The organism is Mesorhizobium sp. B2-5-7 (assembly GCF_006440875.1).
GTDB classification, from domain to species: Bacteria; Pseudomonadota; Alphaproteobacteria; order Rhizobiales; family Rhizobiaceae; genus Mesorhizobium; species Mesorhizobium australicum.
In genome coordinates this window covers 1,245,071-1,266,776 of record NZ_VFUO01000002.1, presented here as the reverse complement: position 1 = coordinate 1,266,776, position 21,706 = coordinate 1,245,071, and the positions used below count along the sequence as shown (strand labels likewise).

Sequence of the window (21,706 nt, the reverse complement as noted above, 5' to 3'; positions counted from 1 at the left end):
TAATAGACAAAATGGACAAAACAGACAAGCCTGAGCGGGCGAGCCCCGAGCGACCGCCTGCTTTGTCGACAGCCCGGCCAGCCTCCCTTATAAGGACCGGAATCGCACGCAACCAGAGGCCTTCATGATCATCGTCACGGGCGGCGCCGGCATGATCGGCTCCAACATCGTCGCCGCGCTCAATGCGGAAGGCCATGACGACATCCTGGTCGTCGACGACCTCACCGACGGCCACAAGATCGCCAACCTGGCCGATTTGACGATAGCCGACTATCTCGACAAGGATGATTTCCTGGCCGGCATGGAGGCCGGCTTGCTTGGCCGTGTCGAGGCCGTCTTCCATCAGGGGGCCTGCTCGACCACCACCGAGTGGAACGGCAAGTTCATGATGGAGGTGAATTACGCCTATTCGAAACGGCTGCTGCATGCCTGCCAGGCGCTGCGCGTGCCCTTCCTCTACGCCTCCTCCGCTTCGGTCTATGGCGGCGGCGCCGAATTTCGCGAGGAGCCGGCGCTGGAGCGGCCGCTCAACGTCTATGCGTATTCCAAGAAACTCTTCGACGATCATGTCAGGCGCACGGTCTTCGACAGCGATCATTCGCAGGTTACCGGCTTGCGCTACTTCAATGTCTATGGCCCGCGCGAGGCGCATAAGGGGGCCATGGCCTCGGTCGCCTTCCATCTGTTCAACCAGGTCGAGCGCGGCGAGAATCCAAAGCTGTTCGGCGCTTACGATGGCTTCGGGCCGGGCGAACAGAGCCGCGACTTCATCCATGTCGGCGATGTCGCCGACGTCAATTTGTGGCTGTGGAAGCGCGGCGCCAGCGGCATCTTCAACTGCGGCACCGGCCGCGCGCAGCCGTTCCGTGCGATCGCCGAAACGGTCATCGACACGCTGGGCCAGGGCGAGATCGAGTTCATCCCCTTCCCCGACCACCTCAAGGGCAGCTACCAGAGTTTTACCCAGGCTGATATGTCCCGCTTGCGCGCGGCCGGCTATAACGGGCAATTCCGCACTGTAGAAACCGGCGTCAGAGACTATGTCGAATGGCTGAAAGCCCAACGATCCTCGTGATCGGCCCACGCTGGGTGGGCGATATGGTGATGGCGCAGTGCCTGTTCTCGGCGCTGAAGGAACTCCATCCCGATGCCGCGATCGATGTGCTGGCGCCCGCCTGGGCGGCACCTCTGGTCAAGCGCATGCCCGAAATCCGACAGCAGATCGACTTTCCGCTGAAGCCGGGTGCGCTGGAATTCAGCCATCGCCGCCGTTTCGGCCGTCTGCTGCGCGGCCGCTACGACATGGCCTATGTCCTGCCGGGCAGCTGGAAGTCGGCGCTGATCCCGTTCTTTGCCCGCATCCCGCGCCGTTTCGGCCATCTGCGCGAAATGCGCTACGGCCTCTTGACCGACATCGTGCCGTTGCCCGATGCCGTGAAACGACGCACCGCGCAGGCCTATTTCGGCCTCGCCCAGGGTGGCAACTTCCGCGCGCCCCGGCTGACCGTGGACGTGAAAAACCAGGCCGCCCTGCTCGATCGTTTCGGCCTGGCGCCGCGGACATTCGTGGCCCTCATGCCCGGGGCCGAGTTCGGCCCGGCCAAGCGCTGGCCAAGCGAGAGCTATGCCGGCCTTGCCCGCGAATTCATGGCCAAGGGCCTGGAGGTCGCCCTGTTTGGTTCGAAGAACGACCGCGACGTGACCGCGGAGATCGCAGCCCTTGCCCCCGGCGTCGTCGACCTCGCCGGCCAGACGCGGCTGGAGGACGCCATCGACCTGATCGCGGCGGCAAGGCTCGCGGTCTCCAACGACAGCGGGCTGATGCATGTCGCGGCCGCCGTCGGTACATCCATCGTTGCCGTCTATGGCTCGACCTCGCCTGAAAACACGCCGCCGCTGGCGGAGCGTCGCGAACTGGTCTGGCTCGGCCTGTCCTGCTCGCCCTGCCACCGGAAAATCTGTCCGCTCGGTCATCTCAACTGTCTGAAGACATTGGAAGTCGCGCAGGTCGCTGCGGCAGCGGACCGCCTGCTGGAAGTGCCGGCCGCGGCATGAAGGTACTGATCGTCAAGACTTCGTCGATGGGCGATGTCATCCACACTTTTCCGGCACTTCAGGATGCCTGCCGCGCACGGCCCGATATCGCTTTCGACTGGTGCGTGGAAGAGACGTTTGCCGGCATCCTCGCGCTGCATCCGGCTATCGGCACCATCCACACTGTGGCGATAAGGCGCTGGCGAAAGAACCTCTTCGACGCGAACACCTGGCGCGAGGCGGCGGCCATGCGCCGAACCTTGCGCAAATGCCGCTACGACCTCGTCATCGATGCGCAAGGCCTGCTGAAGTCGGCCCTGGTGGCACGCCAGGCGCGCGCGCCGATCGCCGGCTTCGACCGGTCGAGCGTGCGCGAGCCCTCGGCGACGCTGTTCTATGATATCACCTATGCGGTGCCGCGCGACCTGCACGCCATCGAGCGGACACGGCGGCTGTTCGGGCTGGCGCTCGGCTATCGGCCGGACCTTTTGACGCTCGACTCCGGCATCGTGGCGCCAGCGGGCATGATCGCCGGCGTCGACGGCAGGACCGCGTTCCTGCTGCACGGCACCAGCCGCGAGGACAAGAAATGGCCGGTCGAGGACTGGATCGGAACCGCCCGCCTGCTGGTCGAGCGCGGCATGATTCCGGTCACAACCTGGTCGAACGAACGGGAGAAGGTGGTAGCCGAAGCGATCGCCAAGGCCGTACCAGCCACGGTCGTGATGTCAAAGTCGCCGCTGGACGCCATCGCCGCCATCCTCGGCCGCTCGACCCTGGTCATCGGCGCCGATACCGGGCTGACCCATCTCGCCAGCGCCTTCGGCCTGCCGACGGTCGCCGTGTTCCTGGCGACGGAGCCGGGTTTGACCGGACCGCGCGGGCCGTATGCGTCGACGTTGCTGGCGCCTGGTGGCAGACGCGTGACGCCCTCGGACGTGATGGCGGAGGCTGAACGACTTTTAGAGCTTAGGCGGACAACTACCGGGAAAGACTGAATTTTCGATCGAACGATTGGCAGGGTTGGCGCTGCCCCTCATCTGCCTGCCGGCAGGGGCGGCGCCAACCTCGCGCGAATAGCACCTGTCAGCGCGGAGCTGCGCCCAGCCGACGCCCTCAGATGAACTGCACCTGGACGATCTCGTAACCCCTGGCGCCGCCCGGCGCATTCACCTCGATGGCGTCGCCGACTTCCTTGCCGATGAGCGCGCGCGCGATCGGGGAGGAGATCGAGATGCGGCCGGATTTCACGTCGGCTTCCTGGTCGCCGACGATCTGATAGGTCTTCTTCTCCTCGGTGTCCTCGTCGACCAGCACCACGGTGGCGCCGAACTTGACCTTTTCGCCGCTAAGCTTGGTCACGTCGATGACCTCGGCGCGCGCGATATAATCCTCAAGCTCGTTGACGCGGCCTTCATTAAGGCTCTGCGCCTCTTTCGCGGCATGGTATTCGGCATTTTCGGACAGGTCGCCATGCGAGCGCGCCTCGGAGATCGCCTCGATGATGCGCGGCCGCTCTTCCTGCTGGCGCCAACGCAGTTCTTCCTTCAATGACGCGAACCCCTCGCCTGTCATCGGGACCTTGTTCATAGTGCCTGACCTTTCCTGCCGCCGCCCCCGCATTTCGGGGGAAGCCTTGTCGTTGGGGTACAAAAAGAAAACGGTCCGGCAGCCTCGGGCTAACGGAACCGTTTCACCGCAATTTCCTTGAATATAGCAATCTTTGCGGGCTTTTCACGCCCAAAAATCGGTTTTGTAAAAATCATCCCTTCTTTTGTAGCAGGGGCGGCCGTGGGACGGAGCCGAACAAAAACGGCCGCGATCGCTCGCAGCCGCTTTGAGACATCAGGAGGGCCCCGATCAGCTCCTCATGAAATGGTCGATCTGCTCGGACAGCATACCGTATTCGCGCGAACCCTTGCCGGTGCGCTTTTCGATTTCCATCAGCTGCTGCTGGGCGCCGGCCAGGTCGCCGATCTGCAGATGCGCCTCGCCGAGATATTCGCGCACCAGCGTGTAATCGGGATCGATGCGCAGCGCTTCCTCGTAGTAGCCGAGCCCGACGGTGACGCGGCCGGAATGGCGGTGCGAGTAGCCGAGATAGTTGAGGATGCGCGGATCCTGCTTGTTGGCGGCAAGAACGAGAACCGAGATCGCCTCGTCATAGCGGCCGGCCATCGCCAGCGCATGGCCCGCATCGTAGATGCTGTCGTCGTCCAGCATGCCTTCCTTCGGCGGTACGCATTTCTGCTTCTTCTTGTCCCAGACCTCGCCTTTCTTGCACTGGGTGACAGTCTGGTCGCTACCACCACTGCTGCCGGCGGCAAACGCCGGAACGGCAAGGAACTGCAGAGCGATAAGCGCGCTCGCCGCCTGGATCAGCACTCTTTTATGCATGGAAACCTCCTGAGGGTGTGACAATGCAACACTAACGCCGAGCGGTCCGCGTTTCATCCCGGAAAAAGATCGCCTGGAGAACATGAGGTGACGGATGCCGCAAATCCGGTATCATCCGGCAAACGACTGACGGAGAGGGCCCGTGCAGCGACGGCTGGAAAAGGACTGGGATCTCACGATCGGCCCCGATACCGTGCGGCTGTTCATCCTCAAGGCCAAGGCTCTGAGCGCGGCCGTCAACGAGGACTATGCCGACGGCGCCGAACACGAGGTCGAGTTCGACGGCGACACGCATGACAACCACCACCATGACGGCCTTGCCGAGGAAAGCTCGGAGAACCTCACCGAGGAAGAGCTGCGCGAGCTGATCAACGACCTCAATATCGACGAGGCCGCCGAGCTGATCGCGCTGGCCTGGGTCGGCCGCGGCGACTACGACCCCTCGGAATGGACCGATGCCGTAACCGCGGCGCGCGAGCGCGCCAACAAGCGCACGGCGAAATACCTGCTCGGCATGCCGCTGCTCGCCGACTGGCTGGAAGAGGGGCTGGAAGCGATCGGCGCGTAACGCGGAGGTAACCGATTGTGATCGGGTCTAAGCGCCTGTCCAGGCAACTTCGGCCGACTGGCGCCGTTTTGTGGATGATGGCAAAGCTGAGCTTTTCTCGAGGGTACAGGATTGCATTGGCCTTGGCCGTTACCGCTCTGCTGGTCATGCCGGCCGACGCCAAACATCGTCACAAACACCATGGGCCGCTGAGCCCCCGCGTGGAGCAGCCGCTGACACAGCGGGCCGATCAGCCGCTGAAACCGCGAGGCAAGCGGCAGTCGAGAGCGCGAGCCAGGCAGCATCTCGCGCCCAATCCGGCACCGCCGGCAACGCAGGATGCTCGGCCGTCCGCCGATGTTCCGGTGCCCGAGCCACGCCCGGTGGACACTCAGAAAGTGGACACCCCAAAGTCGCAAGACCAGAACGCTGAAAATCCAAAGAGCGGCGCGGCGCCCGATCTGCCCAAGGACCCCGATCTACCCAGCGACGAAGGGTCCCATCAGAAAAGCCGGAAACCACCGGAACCACGAGCCGAAACCGAAAGCGAGCCGGAGCCGCCTGCCGTGGCGCCGACGCCGACGCCAAAGCCCGCCACCACGACGCCCGAACCTCAACCGCCGGCCGTCGCCCCGCAGCCAACGCCAAAGCCGGCGGAAGCAGGTGACGAGGAGAAGATGCTGCCCGATCCACGCTCGGCCGATCTTCCCGCCGACAAGATGCCGGCTGAGGAAGTCGCCTGCCGCGAGCGCCTGAAGACACTCGGGGTCGAATTCGAGGAGCACAAGGCCGAAAGCAACCCCGAAATCGGCTGCTCGATCCCCTACCCCGTCGTGCTGAAGTCGCTTGGCAAATCGATCGCGATTGCTCCGGGCACCGAGCTCAACTGCCCGATGGCCGAGGCGGCGGCGCGTTTTGCCGCCGACGTCATCCAGCCGGCGGCTAAAGCCGAATTCGGCGCCGACCTGAAATCGATCGGCCAGGCGTCGGCCTTCGTCTGCCGGCCGCGCAATGGCACACGCAAACTGTCGGAACATGCTTTCGGCAACGCGCTCGACATTGCCAGCTTTACGCTGTCCGATGGCAGGACGATCGAGGTCGGGCCGGCGCCGCCGGAAAAAGACGGCAAATTCCTCGACGCCGTACGCAAGGCCGCCTGCGGACCTTTCAAGACCGTGCTCGGCCCAGGCGCCGACCCGGACCATTCCTTGCATTTCCATCTCGATCTCGAGCCGCGCCGGCATGGCGGAACGTTCTGCCAATAAAATCGCCGATCGCAAGCCGCAATGTGGCTCGAGTTCGATGCCTTGAATTATCGAACTCTTGGCCGTTCCATGCCTGTTCAAGAGCTGCAAGTTGATCTAACTATATTCGCTATGCAGGCTCCTCGGAGCCGGTCATTCCATTTGCCACGTGAACAGGCCTCGAAGGGAAATAGCATGAAATATGCGGCGTTCATTTTCCTGTCTATGGCTGTGCTATTTGCACCAGGCATAACTTCAGCCTCGGCGCATTTCAAAAAACGCGTAGATCAGCACAGGCATGAGAAAATTCAACCCAGGCATGAGAAATCTGCAAAGCCGGCGAAGCCCATGCCCCTGTACCAGCAGATCCAGCATCGCCACTTCAAGGGAAAGGATTTGTGCTGGCGCATGTACAATGGCAACCTGATAGACATCTGCGTCGGATAATCTTGGGTCAAACCTCAGCAACTCGGCGCTTGCGTTGTGCTACACAGAGTTTGCCGCAATTCGGCCGCAGGCGTGAGCGCCGACGCTGAGCTTTCCTTTACCCTTGATCGTTAAAATCCCACCGATCAGGATAGGAATTCCGCCCATGGCCGAGCTATTTCGCGCCGCCGAGACGGTCGCGCGCCAATCAAAATGCGCAGTGATGGCAAAATGTACAGCGATGGTGGCCGCTGGCCTTGCCCTCGTCGCCGTTTCCGCCTGCAACACTGGCAGCGTGCTGTCACTGCAGCCGGCTGTCGACGTCGGCTCCCAGACTGCAGCCTTGCCGCAATATGCTGGCATGCAGAAGCTCGTACCCTCAAATCCCTATCTGACCGCCGCCTATCCGCGCATGGACGAGCCGATGTCGCCGGTGGAGCAGATTCCAGCCAGCGAAACCGATTGCCGCCAGCAGCTGAAGCGCCTCGATGTCGCCTACACCGATCTGGCGCCGATCCATGAAGGCCAGTGCGGCATCGACTATCCGGTCAAGGTCACGGCTATCGGCAGCATCCAGATGAAACCCGCAGCGACCCTGACCTGCGACATGGCCGCCACCTTCGCCGCCTGGACCAAGAACGAACTCGTTCCCTCCGCCCGCTGGCGCTATTTCTCCGGCGTCAGGACCATCCACCAGGGCTCAAGCTACTCCTGCCGCAACATTGCCGGCGAAGGCGTGCTGTCCGAGCACGGCAAGGGCAACGCGCTCGACGTCATGAGCATCGAACTCAACAATGGCGACGACATCGACGTGCGCAAACCCGGCCTGTTCGCCTTCCGCACCCGCGGCTTCCTCAACAATGTGCGCGCCGACGGCTGCCAGTATTTCACCACCGTGCTCGGCCCCGGCTACAATTACGACCACCGCAACCATTTCCATTTCGACATCAAGAACCGCAGGAACGGTTACCGCGCCTGCCGGTAGGAAAAGATCATGCGTCACCGGTGGACGCGATAATTTGCCGAGCCACGAGATCCTGGATGCGCCAGAGATTCTTGTCCCGAATACCGCTTTCTTCCAGCTTGCTGACGGTCCGGAACAGATACTGCGCCGACGACCCCCAGTGTCCGGCGGCTCGCGCCAGCGTGTCCGCAACCTGCTCCAACGGCAACCGTCCGGCATAGGCCTTGCCACCCGGCGCGGCGACGAAAGCCAGAGCGCGCAGCGGACCCTCCTTGGTCTTGATCTTGATCCAGCAGGGCACGTTGGTTGGTGGGTTGGCATCGATTTCCCGGCGCATCAGCTGGCCGAGCTGCCCGAAATGATCTTCATCGGGAAGCCGGTAGACGATCCCGTTGCAGCTGCCGCCGCGGTCCAGCGCCAGCATCAGGGCAGGCAATTCGCGCGTGCCCCGCCAACGCGTCAGCTTCAGGCAGAACGAACGGTGCCATCCAGGCGCCGTCGCCGGGCGCTGCTCGACAGGAACGAATTCGGGATTCCAGATCAACGAACCATAGGCGAAGACCCACAGCATTTCGGGCCGATATTCGGCAAGCAGTCGAGCGACCAACTCATCGAACTCCGCGTTGGTGTGCTCGGCCGTTCCAGGCTCAGGCCCGGGATCCAGTTCGACGCGCTCGACCCGGGCGACAAGATCCGCGGTCAACGCCATCGTTCTCGGGCCCGTCGGCTTCCGTTTCATTCCCGCCCCCACGAAAAAATGATGGCTGACGATAAACCGTCTGCTCATCTCTGGCCATTGATTTCCAGGGAACCGTCAGGCAACAGATAGCGCTCGGATCGAGCCGCCTTTATGAGCCAACGAAGCCCCCAGCGACGCATTGCGATCTGGGTGGTGGCCGTGCTGGGCGGCTATCTGGTGCTCGCCTATGTCGCGGCGCCGGAATTCTGGACATTCCGTGATCGCGGCTTTCGCGATCGGCATTTCGAGATGGTCACCCACACGTCGCAAGGCATTCCCGGCGACCCCATCAATGTCGGCCTGATCGGCACGGAGAAGGAGCTGGTGCACGCTTTCGCCGTCGCCGGCTGGGACACCGCCGACGCCGTCACCTTGAGAACCGCCATCGACATCGGCGAAAGTGTACTGTTTTCCCGCCCCTATCCCGACGCACCGATAAGCCGCCTGCTGTTCGAAGGCCGCGCCCAGGAACTCGCTTTCGAAAAGCCGGTCGGCGACAGTGCCGACCGGCGCCATCACGTCCGTTTTTGGCGAACGGATATGGTTGGCGACGATGGCAGGCCGCTCTGGCTGGGTGCCGCCAGCTTCGATCGCGGCGTCGGTCTGAGCCATGACACGGGCGCCATCACCCATCACATCGGTCCCGACCTCGATGCCGAGCGCGACTTTATGATCGGCGATCTCAATGCCGCCGGCCTGTTGGCCTCGACCAGCGGCCTGGCGGGCATCGGCCCCACCCGGAGCGGCCGCAATGGCGGCGGCGACCCTTATTTCACCGACGGCAAGGCGATCGTCGGCGTGCTGAAGCAGTTGCCGTGACGGCAGGTCAGGTCGTCGCGATGACGATCTTGCCGAACGGCCCCTTCTCCAGATGCTCGAAGGCCCGCGGCACCTCGTCGAAACCGAAGAGCCTGTCGACGACCGGCTTGATCGCCAGCGCCTCGATCGCCAGGTTCATCCGCTCGAACGCGCGCCGCCCTGGGATGCTGTCTGATCCACCCGCATCCGCTGTCATCTTTCTAAAATGGCCGCCGACTATTTTCGAAAGCCGTGCGGCAATGCTATTGAGCCCTCATGCTATACGTTGAAATCGCCACCGTGGTCGTCCTCATCTGCGTGAACGGCCTTCTGTCGATGTCCGAACTCGCCATCGTCTCATCGCGGCCGGCTCGCCTGAAGGCGATGATCGACCGCAACGTCAAGGGTGCCGGCCGCGCTTTGGCGCTTGGCTCCAATCCCGGCAAATTCCTGTCCTCCGTGCAGATCGGCATCACGCTGGTCGGCGTGCTCTCGGGTGCCTTTTCCGGCGCCACGCTCGGCCAGAGGCTGGCGCAATATCTGGCTACGGCAGGCATCCGCGAGAACATAGCCGACCCGCTCGGCGTCGGCATCGTCGTGGCCATCATCACCTATGCCTCGCTGATTATCGGCGAACTCGTGCCCAAGCAGATCGCGTTGCGCGATCCCGAGCGGGTCGCGGCACGGGCGGCGCCGGCAATGACCATCCTGGCCACCATCTCGGCCCCTCTGGTCTTCCTGCTCGATATTTCGGGCCGTGCCGTGCTCTGGCTGCTCGGCCAGCGCGGCGAAAGCGAGGAGAAGGTCACCGACGAGGAGATCAAGATGCTGGTCGCCGAGGCCGAGCATCACGGCACCATCGAATCCGACGAGCGGCGCATGATCGCCGGCGTCATGCGGCTTGGCGACCGCGCCGTGCGCGCCGTCATGTCACCGCGCACCGATGTCGACTGGATCAACCTGCAGTCCGACGATGCCACGATCCGCAAGCTCCTGATGGACACTCAGCATTCGCGCCTGCCCGCCGGCGACGGCGGGGTGGACGCCATGATCGGCGTCATCCAGACGCGCGACGTGCTGGCCGCACTGCTCGGCGGCCGCGCGCTCGACCCGCGCAAATATGTGCGCGCGGCACCGATCGTGCACGACCAGGCCGATGCGCTTGATGTGTTGCAGAAGCTGAAGGAGAGCGACGTGCCGATGGCGCTAGTGCATGACGAATACGGCCACTTCGAAGGCATCGTCACCCCCGCCGACATCCTAGAAGCCATCACCGGCGTCTTCCGCTCGGATCTCGAGGCCGGCGAGGAAGAAAACGCCGTCCAGCGCGACGACGGCTCATGGCTTCTCGCCGGCTACATGCAGGCCGACGAGATGGCCGAGGTGCTCGGCATCGACCTGCCGGAGAACCGCGACTACGAGACCGTCGCCGGCTATGTGCTGTCGCACATGCACCATCTGCCGGCGACCGGCGAATGTGTCGACGCGCAGGGCTGGCGTTTCGAGGTCGTCGACCTCGATGGCCGCCGCATCGATAAGCTGATCGCCACCCGCCTGCCCAGCGGTCACCGCGAGATGGTGCGCTGACGGCATATGCCTGGTTTCGGTCCGGCGGCCCTCGACGGCGGCCAATATATTGCGCGGACCGCGAGCTCTACCGCTCGGTGAAGGCGCGGGCGAAGGAATCGAGCATCGGCCGTGCCAGATACTCCAGGAAAGTCCGATCACCGGTGTTGATGAACGCCTCGACTGGCGTTCCGGGATAAAGCTGCTCGGGCTTTACGCCGGGCGGCAGGTCGGCCGCGATCCTCAGCTTGGCTCGGAAATAGGGCTCATGCGTTGCCTCGTCGATGAGCCGGTCCGCTGAGATTTGCGCCACCGTGGCTGAGACCTCGGGAGTGAGCCGCGCATTCAAGGCCGACAGCCGCAGTTTCGCCGGCTGGCCGACGCGGACCTGATCGAGGTCTTTCGGCCGCAGCCTTGCATCGACGACGAGGCCCGATGCCGTGGGCAGGATCTCCATGATCTTTTCGCCGGGGGCGATCACGCTTCCCTTGGAATTATAGGCCGACGACACCACGATGCCTGCCTCCGGCGCCTTGATCGTCGTGCGCCGCAGCACCGCCTCCGCCGCCCTGGTCTGCTCCTCGACATCGGCCAGATTGGAGCGAACGTCGTCCAGCTTCGTCAGCGCCTCCTCGACGCGTTGCGTGGTCTGGCGCTCGATCTGCTCCTGGGCCTCGACGATCTGGGTGTTGGCCGTCGCCAGATTGGCCTCCAACGCCCCGGCCTGCCCGACGAGATCGGCCTCGCTGCGCAATAGCTGGGAGTACTCGGTGCGGTTGGTGAGGCCCTTGTCCAGCAGGCCGGTCTTGATGCCGAGTTCGTTCTTCACGACGTCGGCTTGCTGCTGAATGGCCTGTTGCTGGGCCTGCAACCCCACCACCGACTGCCGATGCATGGCGACGCGTTGTGCCAGGATCGATTTTTCCGACCGGAACCGGGCGAGCCTGGCGTCGAATTCCTTTTGCTGTTCGCGAACCAGGATCTCGAAATCGTGCTGAAAAGGTGCCGGCGCCGCTTCGGTGATGGGCGCCATCCTGTCCAATCCGTCGCGTTCCGCCTCCAGCCGCGCCGCACTTGCCCTGAGCGCGATCGACTGCCTCACCAGCCGGTTGAGCTCGGCCTGCGCGGCCGTTGGGTCCAGCACGACCAGATCCTGGCCCTGTTGCACGCGATCGCCTTCATGGACCGGTAGCTCCCTGATGATCCCGCCCTCGCGATGCTGGATGCGGATGTTTCCGCCGGTCGCCGAGATCGTGCCTTGCGTGATCACCGCTCCCGACAAGGGAGCGCTGACGGCCCAATAGCCGAAGCCGCCCGCCAGCACCGCTATGGCGACGTAGCCGGTCAGGGCCACGCGTCTTATGTCGGTGCGCGGCTGGCTGTCCCAGGCGAGGCTCTGTGTCGTCATCTCACGATCCGAAACTGCCACCCGCGCGGATTGTCGGGACGAATGACCCGGTCACCACCGTGCTCTGCTGGGGGGCCTTGCCGATCACCGAGCGCCGCAGCACCTCGTCGGCAGGGCCGAAGGCTTCGACCATGCCGGCGCGCAAAAGCATCACGCGGTCGCAAGCGGCGGCGATCGAAGGGCGATGGGTGATCACGATCACCGTGACGCCCGCCGCCCGCGCGGCCGAAAGCACCGCCTCGAGCGCGGCCTCGCCGCTGCCGTCGAGATGGGAGCTGGGCTCGTCGAGTACCAGGAGCCGCGGATTGCCGTAGAAGGCGCGCGCCAGGCCGATTCGCTGGCGCTCGCCCCCCGACAGCGCCCTGTCCGACGGGCCGATCATGGTCTGGTAGCCGTCGCGCTGCGCCAGGATCAGTTCGTGCACCTGGGCGCGCCTTGCCGCCTCGACGATCGCGGCGTCGTCCGCTTGCGGGTCGAAGCGGGCGACGTTTTGCGCGATCGATCCAGGAAAGAGCTCAACCTCCTGCGCGAGGTAGCCGACATGCTTTCCAAGCTGGCTTTCGTCCCAGATCCTGAGGTCGGCGCCGTCGATCCTGATTGAGCCGCCGGTCGGTTGGGCGGCCCCTACGAGCAACCGCGCCAGTGTCGATTTGCCGGCCCCGCTCGGGCCGACGACGGCCAGCGCTTCGCCCGCGCCGATCGCAAAGTTGAGCCGCTTGAGGATGGGTTCCGTGCCGGGCTGGGCGTTCGGCGCCATGAAGAAGACGTCCTGCACGGAAATCGCGCCGGCCGGATCGGGCAGGATCAGTTTTCGCGGCTCCGCCGGACCCATTGCGAGCGCTTTTTCCAGCCGCGTCCACGCCCGCCGCGCATCGGCGATCTGCCGCCAGGCGCCGATCAACTGGTCGAGCGGCTGCAGCGCGCGCGACGACACCAGCGAGGAGGCGAAGATCATGCCGGCCGTCATCTGCCCCTGCAGCACCAGCCATGCGCCGGCGCCGAGGATCGCCAACTGCAGCATCATGCGCAGCGCCCGCGAGGCGCCGCTGAAGATCGCGTTGGCGCTCGAGGAACGGTCATGGAAAGTGAGCGCCGCCGCCACGTGCCGTCCCCAGACCAGCGAGGCATTCCGCACCATGCCCATGGCTCGCAGCGTCTCGGCATTGCGGGCAAAGGCCTGTTCCGCCTGGCTGGCCAACGCCGAACACTCCGCGGACAAGGCATCGTTCCTGCCGATCGCAAGCTGGTTGGCCACGACGAGGAATAGCAGAAGCACCGCGCCGGCGACCGTCACCCAGAACAGCACCGGATGGATGAGATAGAGCAAGGCGAGGAAGACAGGGGCGAAAGGCAGGTCGAACAGCACCGCCACGCCGCGTGACCTGATGAAGGCGCAGACCGAAGCGAGATCGCGCAGCGGCGACAGGCCGCCGGCATATCTCGCGCCGAGCGAAACGGCGAAGGTGCTGGCACCCAGCTTGCGGTCGACGGTCGCCGCGACGCGCTGCGTGTAAACGGCGCGGATCGCGTCCAGCAGCCCGAGGAAGGCGAGCGCGAGCACCGCGATAGCTGACAGATAGACAAGCGTCTCGACGCTGGAGGACGGCAGCACGCGGTCATACACCTGCAGCAGGTAGAGCGGAATCACCAACAGCAGGATGTTGATCAGCAGCGAGAAAACGCCGACATCGGCGATAGCGCGCAGGAAGACCGGACGCAGGCCGGACGGTCCAGTCATTTCCGCATTTCCCGCCGCTGCATGATCCCGGCCCTTACGCGTGGCCCCCGAATTCGGAACCGCCGTGCAGCGTGCTGCTGGCGATGCTATGCGTGGCGGTGCTGGTGGTGGTGTGCAAAGCGCTCGCCGGCGCGTTGTCCAGCGTATAGGCGCGGATATAGTCGATCTTCATCTCGGCAGGCGTCGCCAGGTGATCGGGAGGCGCGCCGGCAAGACCGCCGACCGCGAGATCGGCCAGCATGTACATGGGCTTGTGCATATCGGATGGCGTCGCCGCTTCCGCGACCTGGACACCGTCATAAGTCCAGACGAGCTTGTCCGGCGTCCACAGCAGCCCATAGGTGTGGAAGCCGGCGGTATCCATGGTGTTTACCGTCGACGTCACCTTGGTGTGGGTTCCCGTTTCATTCGAATGCGCCGTCATGATCAACGAGTTCGGGTCCTGCCCGCGCGTCTCGACCACATCCAGTTCCGGCGGCCACGAGCCGTCTGCCGGCAGCAGCCAGAAGGCGGGCCAGGCGCCGGCGTTCTCGGGCAGGTCGGCGCGCATTTCGAAATAGCCGTAGGTTTGTGAGAAGGTGCTGTGCGTATTGAGGATACCTGACGTGTATTCGTAGTTGTTGATCAGGGGCTTGATGTCGGCCGGCGCCTGCGCGGCGGTGATGGTGAGCACGCCGTTATTCACGCTGAACGGGTGGACGGAACTCGTCGGCCCGTAATTGGCGTCGATGTACCATTGCAGCTCGCCATTGCTGGTCAATGTGCTGCCGTTCGGCGCTCCCCATGAGAAGTTGGTATCCCACGTGCCGCCCTGAGCGTTGTGAAGATTGAGCGCGTTGAAATCGTCGCAGAAGGACAGCTTCATGCCGGACATGTCGATCGGCAATTCGAACTGGTTGGGCTGCAGCTTGTCGATGGTCGTGTCCTTGAACTCCAGGATCTCGCCTGATCCGAGGTTCAACAGCACATTCGACCCCGCCTGGATCATGCTGGAATGGATCGCGTCGAACGACGTGAACCCGTAGCCGTTGAGGCGGACCGTGTCGGTGGCGGCAAAATTCGCGATCAGGTCGCTGCCATTGCCTTTCGAGATGACGAACGTGTCGTAACCGCCGCCGCCGTCGATCAGCACGTCGTTTCCCGCGCCGCCGTCGATCGTCTGGTGCCCGGCCTTGGCGGTGATGATGTTGTCCAACCCGTTTCCGAAAGCGTAGTTATTGGGGTTTGTGACGATGAGGTTCTCGACATTGGCGGGGAGCTTGTAGCTCATCCATGTGCTGATCGTGTCGATGCCTGCCCCGGCGCCCTCGGCCACCTTGTTGCCCGCCCCATAGAGGTAATAGATGTCATCGCCCGTGCCGCCATGCATGGTGACGTTGAGATTGCCCGCTCCGTAAAACGAGTCATTTCCCGCGCTGCCATACAGGTCGGGCCCGGCCCCAGGCGCCGAGAACCAGTGGTTGGACGTGCCGCTATAGGGAAGAGGAACACCCACGGCGTTGACGAAGAAGCTCATCGGATACACCCTCCTCGTGAGGCCTGGCCGCCTCGAACCGTTCGCTTACGACTTCCGGATGGCCACGTCGGATCAATGCTGAAAGGAACGATTTCGTTCCGGGGAATCATTACACAATCCACCATAACATCGATCTTTCGGAAGACATATACTTATTATTCGGGAAAAGAGCGGCGCTTAAGCAAAGATATTTAGTAAAATGGTGTATAAACTAGAAATTGCAAAGGATCTACTTAGATGAATGATCTACTTAGATGACAGCTACCCCTCCGAGCCCATCAGCCCCCCTCCTCGGCGCATGGTGGGCGGGAAGCTTAGGCCATCAGAGAGCGGCTTCGATCGGCTCGGCAAGCCTGGGATTTGAGCGTGCCGCGATCAGGCAACTGGTGACGATGAGACCCGCTCCCGCCAGCGTGGTCCAGGTCACCGCCTCGTCGAAGAAGAGGAAGCCAAGTGCGATCGCCCAGATGAAGGCGGAGTATTCCGTCGGGATCAGATACTGCGCTTCCGCCCGCGCATAGGCCCAGCTCATCAGGAATTGGCCGGCGAGCGACAGCGCCGTCACGCCGGCGAGCGGAAGCCAGAGCTCGCGCGGCAGGGCAATGGCCAGCCAGGGCGCCGCGAGACCAAGGAAGACCGCCACGCAAAGGTTCTGAAACAGCATGATCTCGATCGGCTTGGCCACCAGCGCCTGCTGCCGCGCAAGGATCAGATTGTAGGCATAGAACACCGTCGACACCAGCACCGCCGCCGTGCCGAGCAAGGCATCCCTGGCATGGCTTGTCTGCCCGAACTGTCCGCCGACGATGATTGCGACGCCCGCAATGCCGGCCAGCGAGGCCCAGATCGCCTGACGCTGTATGCGTTCGCCGAGCAGCAACGCCGCCAGCAGCAGGGCGAACAGCGGCGCCACGAAACTGAGCCCGATCGCCTCCGCCAGCGGCAGCCTGGCAAGCCCCCAGAAGAAGGACAGCAGGACAAAGCCGACGACCGCGGCACGCAGCGCATGCAGCCTGAGCACGGAAGGCTTGGGCAGCGTGCGCGGTCCCGCCGACCAGCCGGCGCCGGCAACCACGGTCGCGAGCATGCTGCGCCACAGCACCGTGTTGTAGACGCCGACGGCAAGGACCAGGACCTTCATCGCCGCGTCCATCCCCGACAGCAGGAAGATGCCAAGCGCGCAGACAAGCACCGGGATCATGGGAGAAACGGCGCCTGCCAGGCTGGACGACTTCACGAGGCCCTCATGTGGTGGATCGCAGTCGGATATATCAGGGCGGACCGGCGGGGCCAGATGGCAGCCCCGCCGACATGGCGGTCCAACCATGGCGACTTGTGGAATGGCTGGGAAAGCTCGCAGCCAGCCCGCCAACCATTGCCGGCTTGTCTAGCGGCGCGTGACCGCGAAAGCGGATATCTGAGCATCGAGTCTCGGCCATGGCATGACGGACCGGCTTTTGCGCTATTCTGGCAAGTCCGCCTTCCGAAGGCCCTCGATATAGTTGTCACGGTCTTCCACCCGTTGAAACGGGGCAGCACCTCCGCGAGTCCGAAAGCCGCAATGTGGGATCGAGTTCGCGCAGGCGCGCATCTTCTCCGCTTCAGAAAGCTGTCCCGCCAAGGCATGACTTGCCATCGCGACACGCATCGCGCTCGCGTAGTTCGGCTGCGAGCGCAAAGATCTCGGTTTGCACTTGGCACGTTCGATTTCAGCCTCCTCGATCTTCGGCGTGATTGCGCCGACTATGTTTGAGGCGATCTGATCCTGGAGATCAAAGATCTCCGCCAGAGTGCCGTCAAAAACAGTCGGCCCATAAATGGAGGCCGGTGGAAGAGTCGAGGAGCTGTCCTGTACGGCCAACGTTTTGGCGGCAAGAGATTTGAGTTAGAATGACGCAGCACTGGCGCGCTATAGAGCACCCTTATGAACGAATCTGCCAATAGAGCAGACAGCAACACAGCAGTCGCGAGCGACCTTGCCGACGGCGATCCCCGCCTTGCCTTCATTTATCAGGAGGCAGTGAGAGGCCTCAATCACCAGCAGAACCTCGTCGAGAACATGAACGCCCGCGCTGGCAGCCTCATCTTCGCCACTGCGTTCGCCAACTCGCTGCTTGGCGGAAGGGCGCTTTCCGACGGGCTTGGGCTTTGGGACTGGATCGCGGTGGTTCTGCTGTTCGTCATCGGCGGGCTGATCGTCTTCTTGCTTTGGCCCTACCACAAATACACGTTCCGCTTCGACCCAGAAGAGCTGCTCCATCAATATGTCGACGGCGACAGGCCAGCAAACATGTCGGCCATGCAGCGCGCGCTCGCCCTTCGCATCAAGGCGGACATGGTCAGCAACTGGCGCATTATCCAGCGGCTTCGGGTGGCATTGCAGATTGCGCTGGTCCTTCTGTTGTTCGACATCCTGGCCTGGCTTTTCGCGATCGCGGGTATTTGAGCCGTTCGATATTCGGAGCCGACCCGACCTGGACCGACGACCGCCCTTTGAGGTGGCAGTCTGCCGACGAGCAGCTTCGGGAACTAAGGCATCAGCACGACCTTGCCGGTCGAGCCGCCCTCTTCGGGCAAAGGACGAGCACGTGGCTCCCGGGACGGGCGCCTTCGCAAGAGCGCTGTGTCTGCGGCACCCTCACCTGCTTGCGAGGCGCTGAGGGGCGGCGCGGCGTTGCATGCAGATCTTTCGCGCAGCCGCAACTCCTTGCAGGAACGCGAAAAAAGGGCGACGCAAGCGCCGCCCCATATCCCTTGGGAGGACAATCCGATCCGGCGGATCAGGCCGCCTGGGCTTCTCCGGCGACGGCATCGGCGGCGCGGGCGGCCTTCAGCACCTTGGCCCACCAGGCGACGTCGTTGACCAGCGCGGTGGCGGCCTGGTTCAGGTGCTCGAGATCTTCGAGCTTCTTCTCGCCCTGGCGCACGGCCAGGAAATCGCCCCAGGCGATATGGACCGCGGACTTGACCGGCGCCATCTGCAATTCGACGGCGTGGAGACGAAGCTGTTCGACGGCGCGGGCGCCACCGACGCTGCCATAGCCGACAAAGCCGGCCGGCTTCTTGTTCCACTCGTTGGCGGCGTAGTCGATCGCATTCTTCAGCACGGCCGTCGGGCCGTGATTGTATTCGGCGGCGGTGAAGATGAAGCCGTCGAATCCGGCGACCTTCTTCTGCCAGCGCTGTGCGACTTCGTTCTGCGACGGCGCCCAGGCGGAAGACGCGACCTCATCGAAGAAGGGCAGCGGAAAGTCGCGCAGATCGACAATTTCGACATCGATGTCGGCATGTGCCTTGGCGATCTTGGCGATCCACTGCGTCGGCACGTCGGCGAAGCGGGCAGCGCGCGTCGAACCGATGACAATGGCGATTTTGGGCTTGGACATAAGGGGCTCTCCTTGCGGGAATTTTTGGTATCGTTTGGATACCGGCGCTATATGTGATACTGACAATTTGATGCGCAAGGAGGCACGTTTTTGTTACTGAGGCACCCGCATAACACCGAGGACTGCCGCGCCGTGTCGGAAATCCTGCAGCGCGTCGGCGACAAATGGACCGTGCTCGTGGTCGGCAAGCTGGGCGGCGGACCGCTGCGTTTCAACGAATTGCGCGCCGCCGTCGGCGGCATCTCCCAGAAGATGCTGACCACCACCTTGCGCGGCCTGGAGCGTGACGGCTTCATCACCCGCAAGGTGTTTCCAACCATTCCGCCGCGCGTCGATTACGAGCTGACGGAGCTCGGTCACGAGTTGCTGGTGCCGGTCGGCGCGCTCGGCGAATGGGCCCGCAAGAACACCCAGCGTGTCCAGTCGGCACGCGCCAGATTCGACGACATGCACGCCTGAAGCCCATGCGCGGCAAGGGATTCGGGACCTGCACTGAGCGGCTCTAGCTGCCCAAGCGAAGTCACGGCTCCTTGAAAGCGACTGGACCTAAAGGCGACTTGGAAACAGTCCATGGCGCTCGATGCCGGCCCGACGCGCCCGGCCCCCTCTCGACGGTAACACACATTCCAACGGCAGCCAGTCAGGCCCTTCGCGCCAAGCAAGGCGTCTGGCTGCAGATCGTGCACGTCGCTGTTCGCTGCTTCGCATCCGTCGTGTCATGCAGGCAGGCGGTGCGCCCAAGGTCCTGTTTGACTTCGGCGTAAGCGGTTATGCCGAGCAGGCAGACAAGGGCCACGAGAGCCGCCGCAAGCCAGCCGTTCAACAGGTGTTGACGCATTGTCTTCCTCCGGTGTCCGGGAGAATTGCGCGTGGAAGGCAACGGCAGCATGTCGCTGAACGCATCGCTTCACTCGGGCGATGTTACAAATGCCCCCGGCTTGGCGGTGTCGAATCAGCTCTCGGCCGGAACCGCCTTCGGCTTGCCCTCGCCGTCGAGCGCCACCATGACGAAATCGGCGTGCGTCACCTTTTCCATCAGGTCGGAAAGATAGCGCTGCGCCCAGGCCTCGACCTTGAGCGTCATCGAGGTGCGGCCGACGCGTTCGACATGGGTGTAGATGCACAGCGTGTCGCCGATCTTCATCGGCTTGGCGAAGGACATTTCCTTGACCGCCGCCGTCACCACGCGGCCCCTGGCCCGCTCGGCGGCGCGGATGCCGCAGGCAAGATCCATCTGCGCCATCACCCAGCCACCGAAAATGTCGCCTGCGGCATTGGCGTCCGAAGGCATGGCCAGGGTGCGCAGCGTCAGGTCTCCGATCGGCCGTCCGTCCGCGTACTGCACCATGGGCAGAATCCTTAAGCAGTGATGGTCATCGATCCCGTATCGCCGCTACGGGAATAGGTCAACGCGCCGCCGCTGCTGTTTCCTCGCCCCAAGGCCATAGGCTAACCCTGCATTCGCCCGGTTGTGCCTGATTTTCAGCGGCTTCGGGTTCTGGAACGGGCTTCCCCCACTCCGTCGCTGCTTCGCAGCGCCACCTCTCCCCCCTCCGGAGGGAGAGGAAGGAGCCAGGCCGGGCAAGGCTAGCGCCCCTTCCTCTACCCCGTCGATCGGGGGAGAGGTGGCGCCGCAAAGCGGCGACGGAGTGGGGGTCGACGGCTCGGCGTGGAATTGGCATACGCCCGGTTGTGGGCGATTTTCAGCGGCTTCGGTGTCAGAAAGGTTCTCCCAATCGCCGAGGAACGCGGTTCCTGGAGATCGCACCTCTCAGAAATAACGTGCAAGGTTAGCGCGGATGCGGTCGAGAACCGTATCCCCGGAAATGTCGGGAACGAATGCCTTGCCGGTGATCGCCTCGTAAGCCTGGGCATACACCCCAGAGGCCTGTTCGACGATCTCGTCCGGAATCCTCGGGATCGGGTCCTTGTAGGGATCGCAGCGCGCCGTCACCCATGAGCGGATGAAATCCTTGTCGAAGCTCTCCGGCCGCGTGCCATCAGCCAGCGCCTGTTGGTAGCTCGCCGCGATCCAGTACCGGCTGCTGTCGGGCGTGTGGATTTCGTCGGCGAGAATGATCGTCCCGTCCTTGTCTGTCCCGAATTCGTATTTCGTGTCGGCCAGGATCAGGCCGCGTTCGGCTGCGCGCGCCTGGCCGCGGGCGAACAGCTTCAAGGCATAATCCGAAACCGTGTCCCACTGCTCCTGCGTGAGCAGGCCCTGCTCCAGGATCTCGGCCCTGGACAGCGGCTCGTCATGGCCGCCGTCGGCCGCCTTGCTGGTCGGCGTGATGACCGGCTCGGCCAGCCTCTCATTGTCGCGCAGGCCGTCTGGCAGGCGCATTCCATACATGTCCCGTTCGCCGCGTCGGTAGCGGGTCAGGATCGAGGTGCTGGTGGTCCCCGCCAGATAGCCGCGCACGACGATCTCGACCGGCAGTATGTCGAGCCTTGTGCCGACGACGACGTTGGGGTCGGGATATTCCAGCACATGGTTCGGGCAGATGTCGGCGGTTTCCTCGAACCAGTACCGCGCCGTCCGGGTGAGGATCTCTCCCTTGAACGGGATCGAGGTCAGGATGATGTCGAAGGCGCTGAGACGGTCGGTGGCGATGATGATACGCCTGCCGTCGGCCAGGTCGTAATTCTCGCGGACCTTGCCTTTGTAATAGCCCGGCAGTTCGGGAATGAAAGCATCCGACAGGACACGCATGGGTTCTCCTGCCTTTGCGCGGAGTGGCCAGGGGCATGATTCCGAAAAGTTGCAGACTTATCGGAAAAAATCATGCCGAAATGATGCTATCCGCATAGTCCGTCGACCCCATGCATATCAAGCGCGATTGTCGGCATTCCCCGAAAGCCGGCCGGTATACCAGTCGCTTTTTTCACAACCGATGCCGGAAGGCGCGGCGACGCGGCGAACCCATGGCGTCTAGGCTGCGC

Annotated in this window: 22 protein-coding genes and 1 pseudogene; 11 read left to right on the top strand and 12 right to left on the bottom strand. The window is 63.5% G+C overall.

Annotated features, from left to right (window positions below):
• Window positions 1-124: 124 nt before the first annotated feature.
• The 3 genes from rfaD to waaC are packed head-to-tail and all read left to right on the top strand — an operon-like array spanning window position 125 to window position 3,032.
• Window positions 125-1,075, top strand: a complete 951-nt coding sequence (rfaD, locus tag FJ543_RS13710; RefSeq protein WP_140875465.1) for an ADP-glyceromanno-heptose 6-epimerase — start codon at window positions 125-127, stop codon at window positions 1,073-1,075.
• Complete coding sequence (gene waaF / locus FJ543_RS13705; RefSeq protein ID WP_140875463.1) at window positions 1,048-2,055, top strand: lipopolysaccharide heptosyltransferase II; 1,008 nt, start codon at window positions 1,048-1,050, stop codon at window positions 2,053-2,055. The genes rfaD and waaF overlap by 28 nt, the downstream gene beginning before the upstream one ends.
• The gene (gene waaC / locus FJ543_RS13700; protein ID WP_140875461.1) at window positions 2,052-3,032 is read left to right on the top strand and encodes a lipopolysaccharide heptosyltransferase I; all 981 of its coding nucleotides are present in this window, start codon (window positions 2,052-2,054) and stop codon (window positions 3,030-3,032) included. Before waaF ends, waaC begins: the two co-directional genes overlap by 4 nt.
• 118 nt (window positions 3,033-3,150) lie before the next feature.
• On the opposite strand, the gene greA is transcribed toward waaC, so the two are convergent.
• Window positions 3,151-3,624 (bottom strand): transcription elongation factor GreA, encoded by a 474-nt coding sequence (gene greA, locus FJ543_RS13695; RefSeq protein WP_023767588.1) that lies wholly within the window; start codon window positions 3,622-3,624, stop codon window positions 3,151-3,153.
• 270 nt (window positions 3,625-3,894) lie between these two features.
• The gene (locus tag FJ543_RS13690) at window positions 3,895-4,431 is read right to left on the bottom strand and encodes a tetratricopeptide repeat protein (RefSeq protein WP_140617735.1); all 537 of its coding nucleotides are present in this window, start codon (window positions 4,429-4,431) and stop codon (window positions 3,895-3,897) included.
• 142 nt (window positions 4,432-4,573) lie between these two features.
• Between FJ543_RS13690 and FJ543_RS13685 the strand changes: the two genes are divergently transcribed.
• From FJ543_RS13685 to FJ543_RS13670, 4 genes are all read left to right on the top strand, one after another.
• A complete protein-coding gene (locus FJ543_RS13685; RefSeq protein WP_140617734.1) occupies window positions 4,574-4,999 on the top strand; it encodes a DUF3775 domain-containing protein in 426 nt (141 codons plus the stop codon).
• 200 nt (window positions 5,000-5,199) lie between these two features.
• On the top strand, window positions 5,200-6,243 hold the full coding sequence (locus FJ543_RS13680; protein ID WP_181173979.1) for an extensin family protein: 1,044 nt from the start codon (window positions 5,200-5,202) through the stop codon (window positions 6,241-6,243).
• A gap of 174 nt (window positions 6,244-6,417) precedes the next feature.
• Window positions 6,418-6,669: a hypothetical protein gene (locus tag FJ543_RS13675; RefSeq protein ID WP_140664928.1), complete on the top strand. Its 252-nt coding sequence runs from the start codon at window positions 6,418-6,420 to the stop codon at window positions 6,667-6,669.
• Between the two features lie 145 nt (window positions 6,670-6,814).
• Window positions 6,815-7,633 carry an extensin family protein gene (locus FJ543_RS13670; RefSeq protein ID WP_140664925.1) on the top strand — a complete coding sequence of 273 codons (819 nt, stop codon included), beginning with the start codon at window positions 6,815-6,817 and terminating at the stop codon, window positions 7,631-7,633.
• 7 nt (window positions 7,634-7,640) lie between these two features.
• Here the strand turns inward: FJ543_RS13670 and FJ543_RS13665 are convergent, their stop codons facing one another.
• Window positions 7,641-8,351 carry a gamma-glutamylcyclotransferase gene (locus tag FJ543_RS13665; RefSeq protein WP_140875447.1) on the bottom strand — a complete coding sequence of 237 codons (711 nt, stop codon included), beginning with the start codon at window positions 8,349-8,351 and terminating at the stop codon, window positions 7,641-7,643.
• Between the two features lie 111 nt (window positions 8,352-8,462).
• Here FJ543_RS13665 and FJ543_RS13660 point away from each other — a divergent pair, with 111 nt between their 5' ends.
• Window positions 8,463-9,170, top strand: a complete 708-nt coding sequence (locus tag FJ543_RS13660) for an LssY C-terminal domain-containing protein (RefSeq protein ID WP_140875445.1) — start codon at window positions 8,463-8,465, stop codon at window positions 9,168-9,170.
• Between the two features lie 7 nt (window positions 9,171-9,177).
• Here the strand turns inward: FJ543_RS13660 and FJ543_RS13655 are convergent, their stop codons facing one another.
• Entirely contained in the window at window positions 9,178-9,366 is a 189-nt protein-coding gene (locus FJ543_RS13655; protein WP_140875443.1) for a zinc-binding dehydrogenase, read from the bottom strand.
• Between the two features lie 59 nt (window positions 9,367-9,425).
• On the opposite strand from FJ543_RS13655, the gene FJ543_RS13650 reads away from it, so the two are divergent.
• Window positions 9,426-10,736: a hemolysin family protein gene (locus FJ543_RS13650; protein WP_015316146.1), complete on the top strand. Its 1,311-nt coding sequence runs from the start codon at window positions 9,426-9,428 to the stop codon at window positions 10,734-10,736.
• A gap of 67 nt (window positions 10,737-10,803) precedes the next feature.
• Here FJ543_RS13650 and FJ543_RS13645 read toward each other — a convergent pair whose 3' ends face one another.
• The 5 genes and pseudogenes from FJ543_RS13645 to FJ543_RS13625 all read right to left on the bottom strand — a co-directional run.
• Window positions 10,804-12,123 (bottom strand): HlyD family type I secretion periplasmic adaptor subunit, encoded by a 1,320-nt coding sequence (locus FJ543_RS13645; RefSeq protein ID WP_140875441.1) that lies wholly within the window; start codon window positions 12,121-12,123, stop codon window positions 10,804-10,806.
• A 1-nt stretch (window position 12,124) separates the two neighbouring features.
• The gene (locus FJ543_RS13640; protein WP_140875439.1) at window positions 12,125-13,861 is read right to left on the bottom strand and encodes a type I secretion system permease/ATPase; all 1,737 of its coding nucleotides are present in this window, start codon (window positions 13,859-13,861) and stop codon (window positions 12,125-12,127) included.
• A gap of 34 nt (window positions 13,862-13,895) precedes the next feature.
• Complete coding sequence (locus tag FJ543_RS13635; protein ID WP_140875438.1) at window positions 13,896-15,377, bottom strand: family 16 glycosylhydrolase; 1,482 nt, start codon at window positions 15,375-15,377, stop codon at window positions 13,896-13,898.
• A gap of 322 nt (window positions 15,378-15,699) precedes the next feature.
• Complete coding sequence (locus tag FJ543_RS13630; RefSeq protein ID WP_140875575.1) at window positions 15,700-16,578, bottom strand: DMT family transporter; 879 nt, start codon at window positions 16,576-16,578, stop codon at window positions 15,700-15,702.
• Between the two features lie 483 nt (window positions 16,579-17,061).
• Window positions 17,062-17,227, bottom strand: a pseudogene (locus FJ543_RS13625) (CadC-family transcriptional regulator); the annotation flags it as partial.
• A gap of 74 nt (window positions 17,228-17,301) precedes the next feature.
• On the opposite strand from FJ543_RS13625, the gene FJ543_RS13620 reads away from it, so the two are divergent.
• A complete protein-coding gene (locus FJ543_RS13620; protein ID WP_015316141.1) occupies window positions 17,302-17,823 on the top strand; it encodes a hypothetical protein in 522 nt (173 codons plus the stop codon).
• Window positions 17,824-18,157: 334 nt separating this feature from the next.
• On the opposite strand, the gene FJ543_RS13615 is transcribed toward FJ543_RS13620, so the two are convergent.
• Entirely contained in the window at window positions 18,158-18,763 is a 606-nt protein-coding gene (locus FJ543_RS13615; protein ID WP_015316140.1) for an NADPH-dependent FMN reductase, read from the bottom strand.
• Between the two features lie 90 nt (window positions 18,764-18,853).
• On the opposite strand from FJ543_RS13615, the gene FJ543_RS13610 reads away from it, so the two are divergent.
• Window positions 18,854-19,222, top strand: a complete 369-nt coding sequence (locus FJ543_RS13610; protein WP_015316139.1) for a helix-turn-helix domain-containing protein — start codon at window positions 18,854-18,856, stop codon at window positions 19,220-19,222.
• A 493-nt stretch (window positions 19,223-19,715) separates the two neighbouring features.
• Here FJ543_RS13610 and FJ543_RS13600 read toward each other — a convergent pair whose 3' ends face one another.
• Both FJ543_RS13600 and FJ543_RS13595 read right to left on the bottom strand, forming a co-directional pair.
• Entirely contained in the window at window positions 19,716-20,111 is a 396-nt protein-coding gene (locus tag FJ543_RS13600) for an acyl-CoA thioesterase (protein WP_013893544.1), read from the bottom strand.
• A 423-nt stretch (window positions 20,112-20,534) separates the two neighbouring features.
• Window positions 20,535-21,476, bottom strand: coding sequence for a phosphoribosylaminoimidazolesuccinocarboxamide synthase (locus FJ543_RS13595; protein ID WP_140721768.1), 942 nt, complete (start codon window positions 21,474-21,476; stop codon window positions 20,535-20,537).
• Window positions 21,477-21,706: the final 230 nt, after the last annotated feature.

Coding starts and splice junctions, on each gene's coding strand:
- waaC (WP_140875461.1), top strand. CDS start 2,052: ATGAAGGTACTGATCGTCAAGACTTCGTCGATGGGCGATGTCATCCAC.
- FJ543_RS13640 (WP_140875439.1), bottom strand. CDS start 13,861: ATGACTGGACCGTCCGGCCTGCGTCCGGTCTTCCTGCGCGCTATCGCC.
- FJ543_RS13635 (WP_140875438.1), bottom strand. CDS start 15,377: ATGAGCTTCTTCGTCAACGCCGTGGGTGTTCCTCTTCCCTATAGCGGC.
- FJ543_RS13690 (WP_140617735.1), bottom strand. CDS start 4,431: ATGCATAAAAGAGTGCTGATCCAGGCGGCGAGCGCGCTTATCGCTCTG.
- rfaD (WP_140875465.1), top strand. CDS start 125: ATGATCATCGTCACGGGCGGCGCCGGCATGATCGGCTCCAACATCGTC.
- FJ543_RS13660 (WP_140875445.1), top strand. CDS start 8,463: ATGAGCCAACGAAGCCCCCAGCGACGCATTGCGATCTGGGTGGTGGCC.
- FJ543_RS13655 (WP_140875443.1), bottom strand. CDS start 9,366: ATGACAGCGGATGCGGGTGGATCAGACAGCATCCCAGGGCGGCGCGCG.
- greA (WP_023767588.1), bottom strand. CDS start 3,624: ATGAACAAGGTCCCGATGACAGGCGAGGGGTTCGCGTCATTGAAGGAA.
- FJ543_RS13615 (WP_015316140.1), bottom strand. CDS start 18,763: ATGTCCAAGCCCAAAATCGCCATTGTCATCGGTTCGACGCGCGCTGCC.
- FJ543_RS13595 (WP_140721768.1), bottom strand. CDS start 21,476: ATGCGTGTCCTGTCGGATGCTTTCATTCCCGAACTGCCGGGCTATTAC.
- FJ543_RS13670 (WP_140664925.1), top strand. CDS start 6,815: ATGGCCGAGCTATTTCGCGCCGCCGAGACGGTCGCGCGCCAATCAAAA.
- FJ543_RS13675 (WP_140664928.1), top strand. CDS start 6,418: ATGAAATATGCGGCGTTCATTTTCCTGTCTATGGCTGTGCTATTTGCA.
- FJ543_RS13600 (WP_013893544.1), bottom strand. CDS start 20,111: ATGGTGCAGTACGCGGACGGACGGCCGATCGGAGACCTGACGCTGCGC.
- FJ543_RS13650 (WP_015316146.1), top strand. CDS start 9,426: ATGCTATACGTTGAAATCGCCACCGTGGTCGTCCTCATCTGCGTGAAC.
- FJ543_RS13665 (WP_140875447.1), bottom strand. CDS start 8,351: ATGAAACGGAAGCCGACGGGCCCGAGAACGATGGCGTTGACCGCGGAT.
- FJ543_RS13630 (WP_140875575.1), bottom strand. CDS start 16,578: ATGATCCCGGTGCTTGTCTGCGCGCTTGGCATCTTCCTGCTGTCGGGG.
- FJ543_RS13645 (WP_140875441.1), bottom strand. CDS start 12,123: ATGACGACACAGAGCCTCGCCTGGGACAGCCAGCCGCGCACCGACATA.
- FJ543_RS13620 (WP_015316141.1), top strand. CDS start 17,302: ATGAACGAATCTGCCAATAGAGCAGACAGCAACACAGCAGTCGCGAGC.
- waaF (WP_140875463.1), top strand. CDS start 1,048: ATGGCTGAAAGCCCAACGATCCTCGTGATCGGCCCACGCTGGGTGGGC.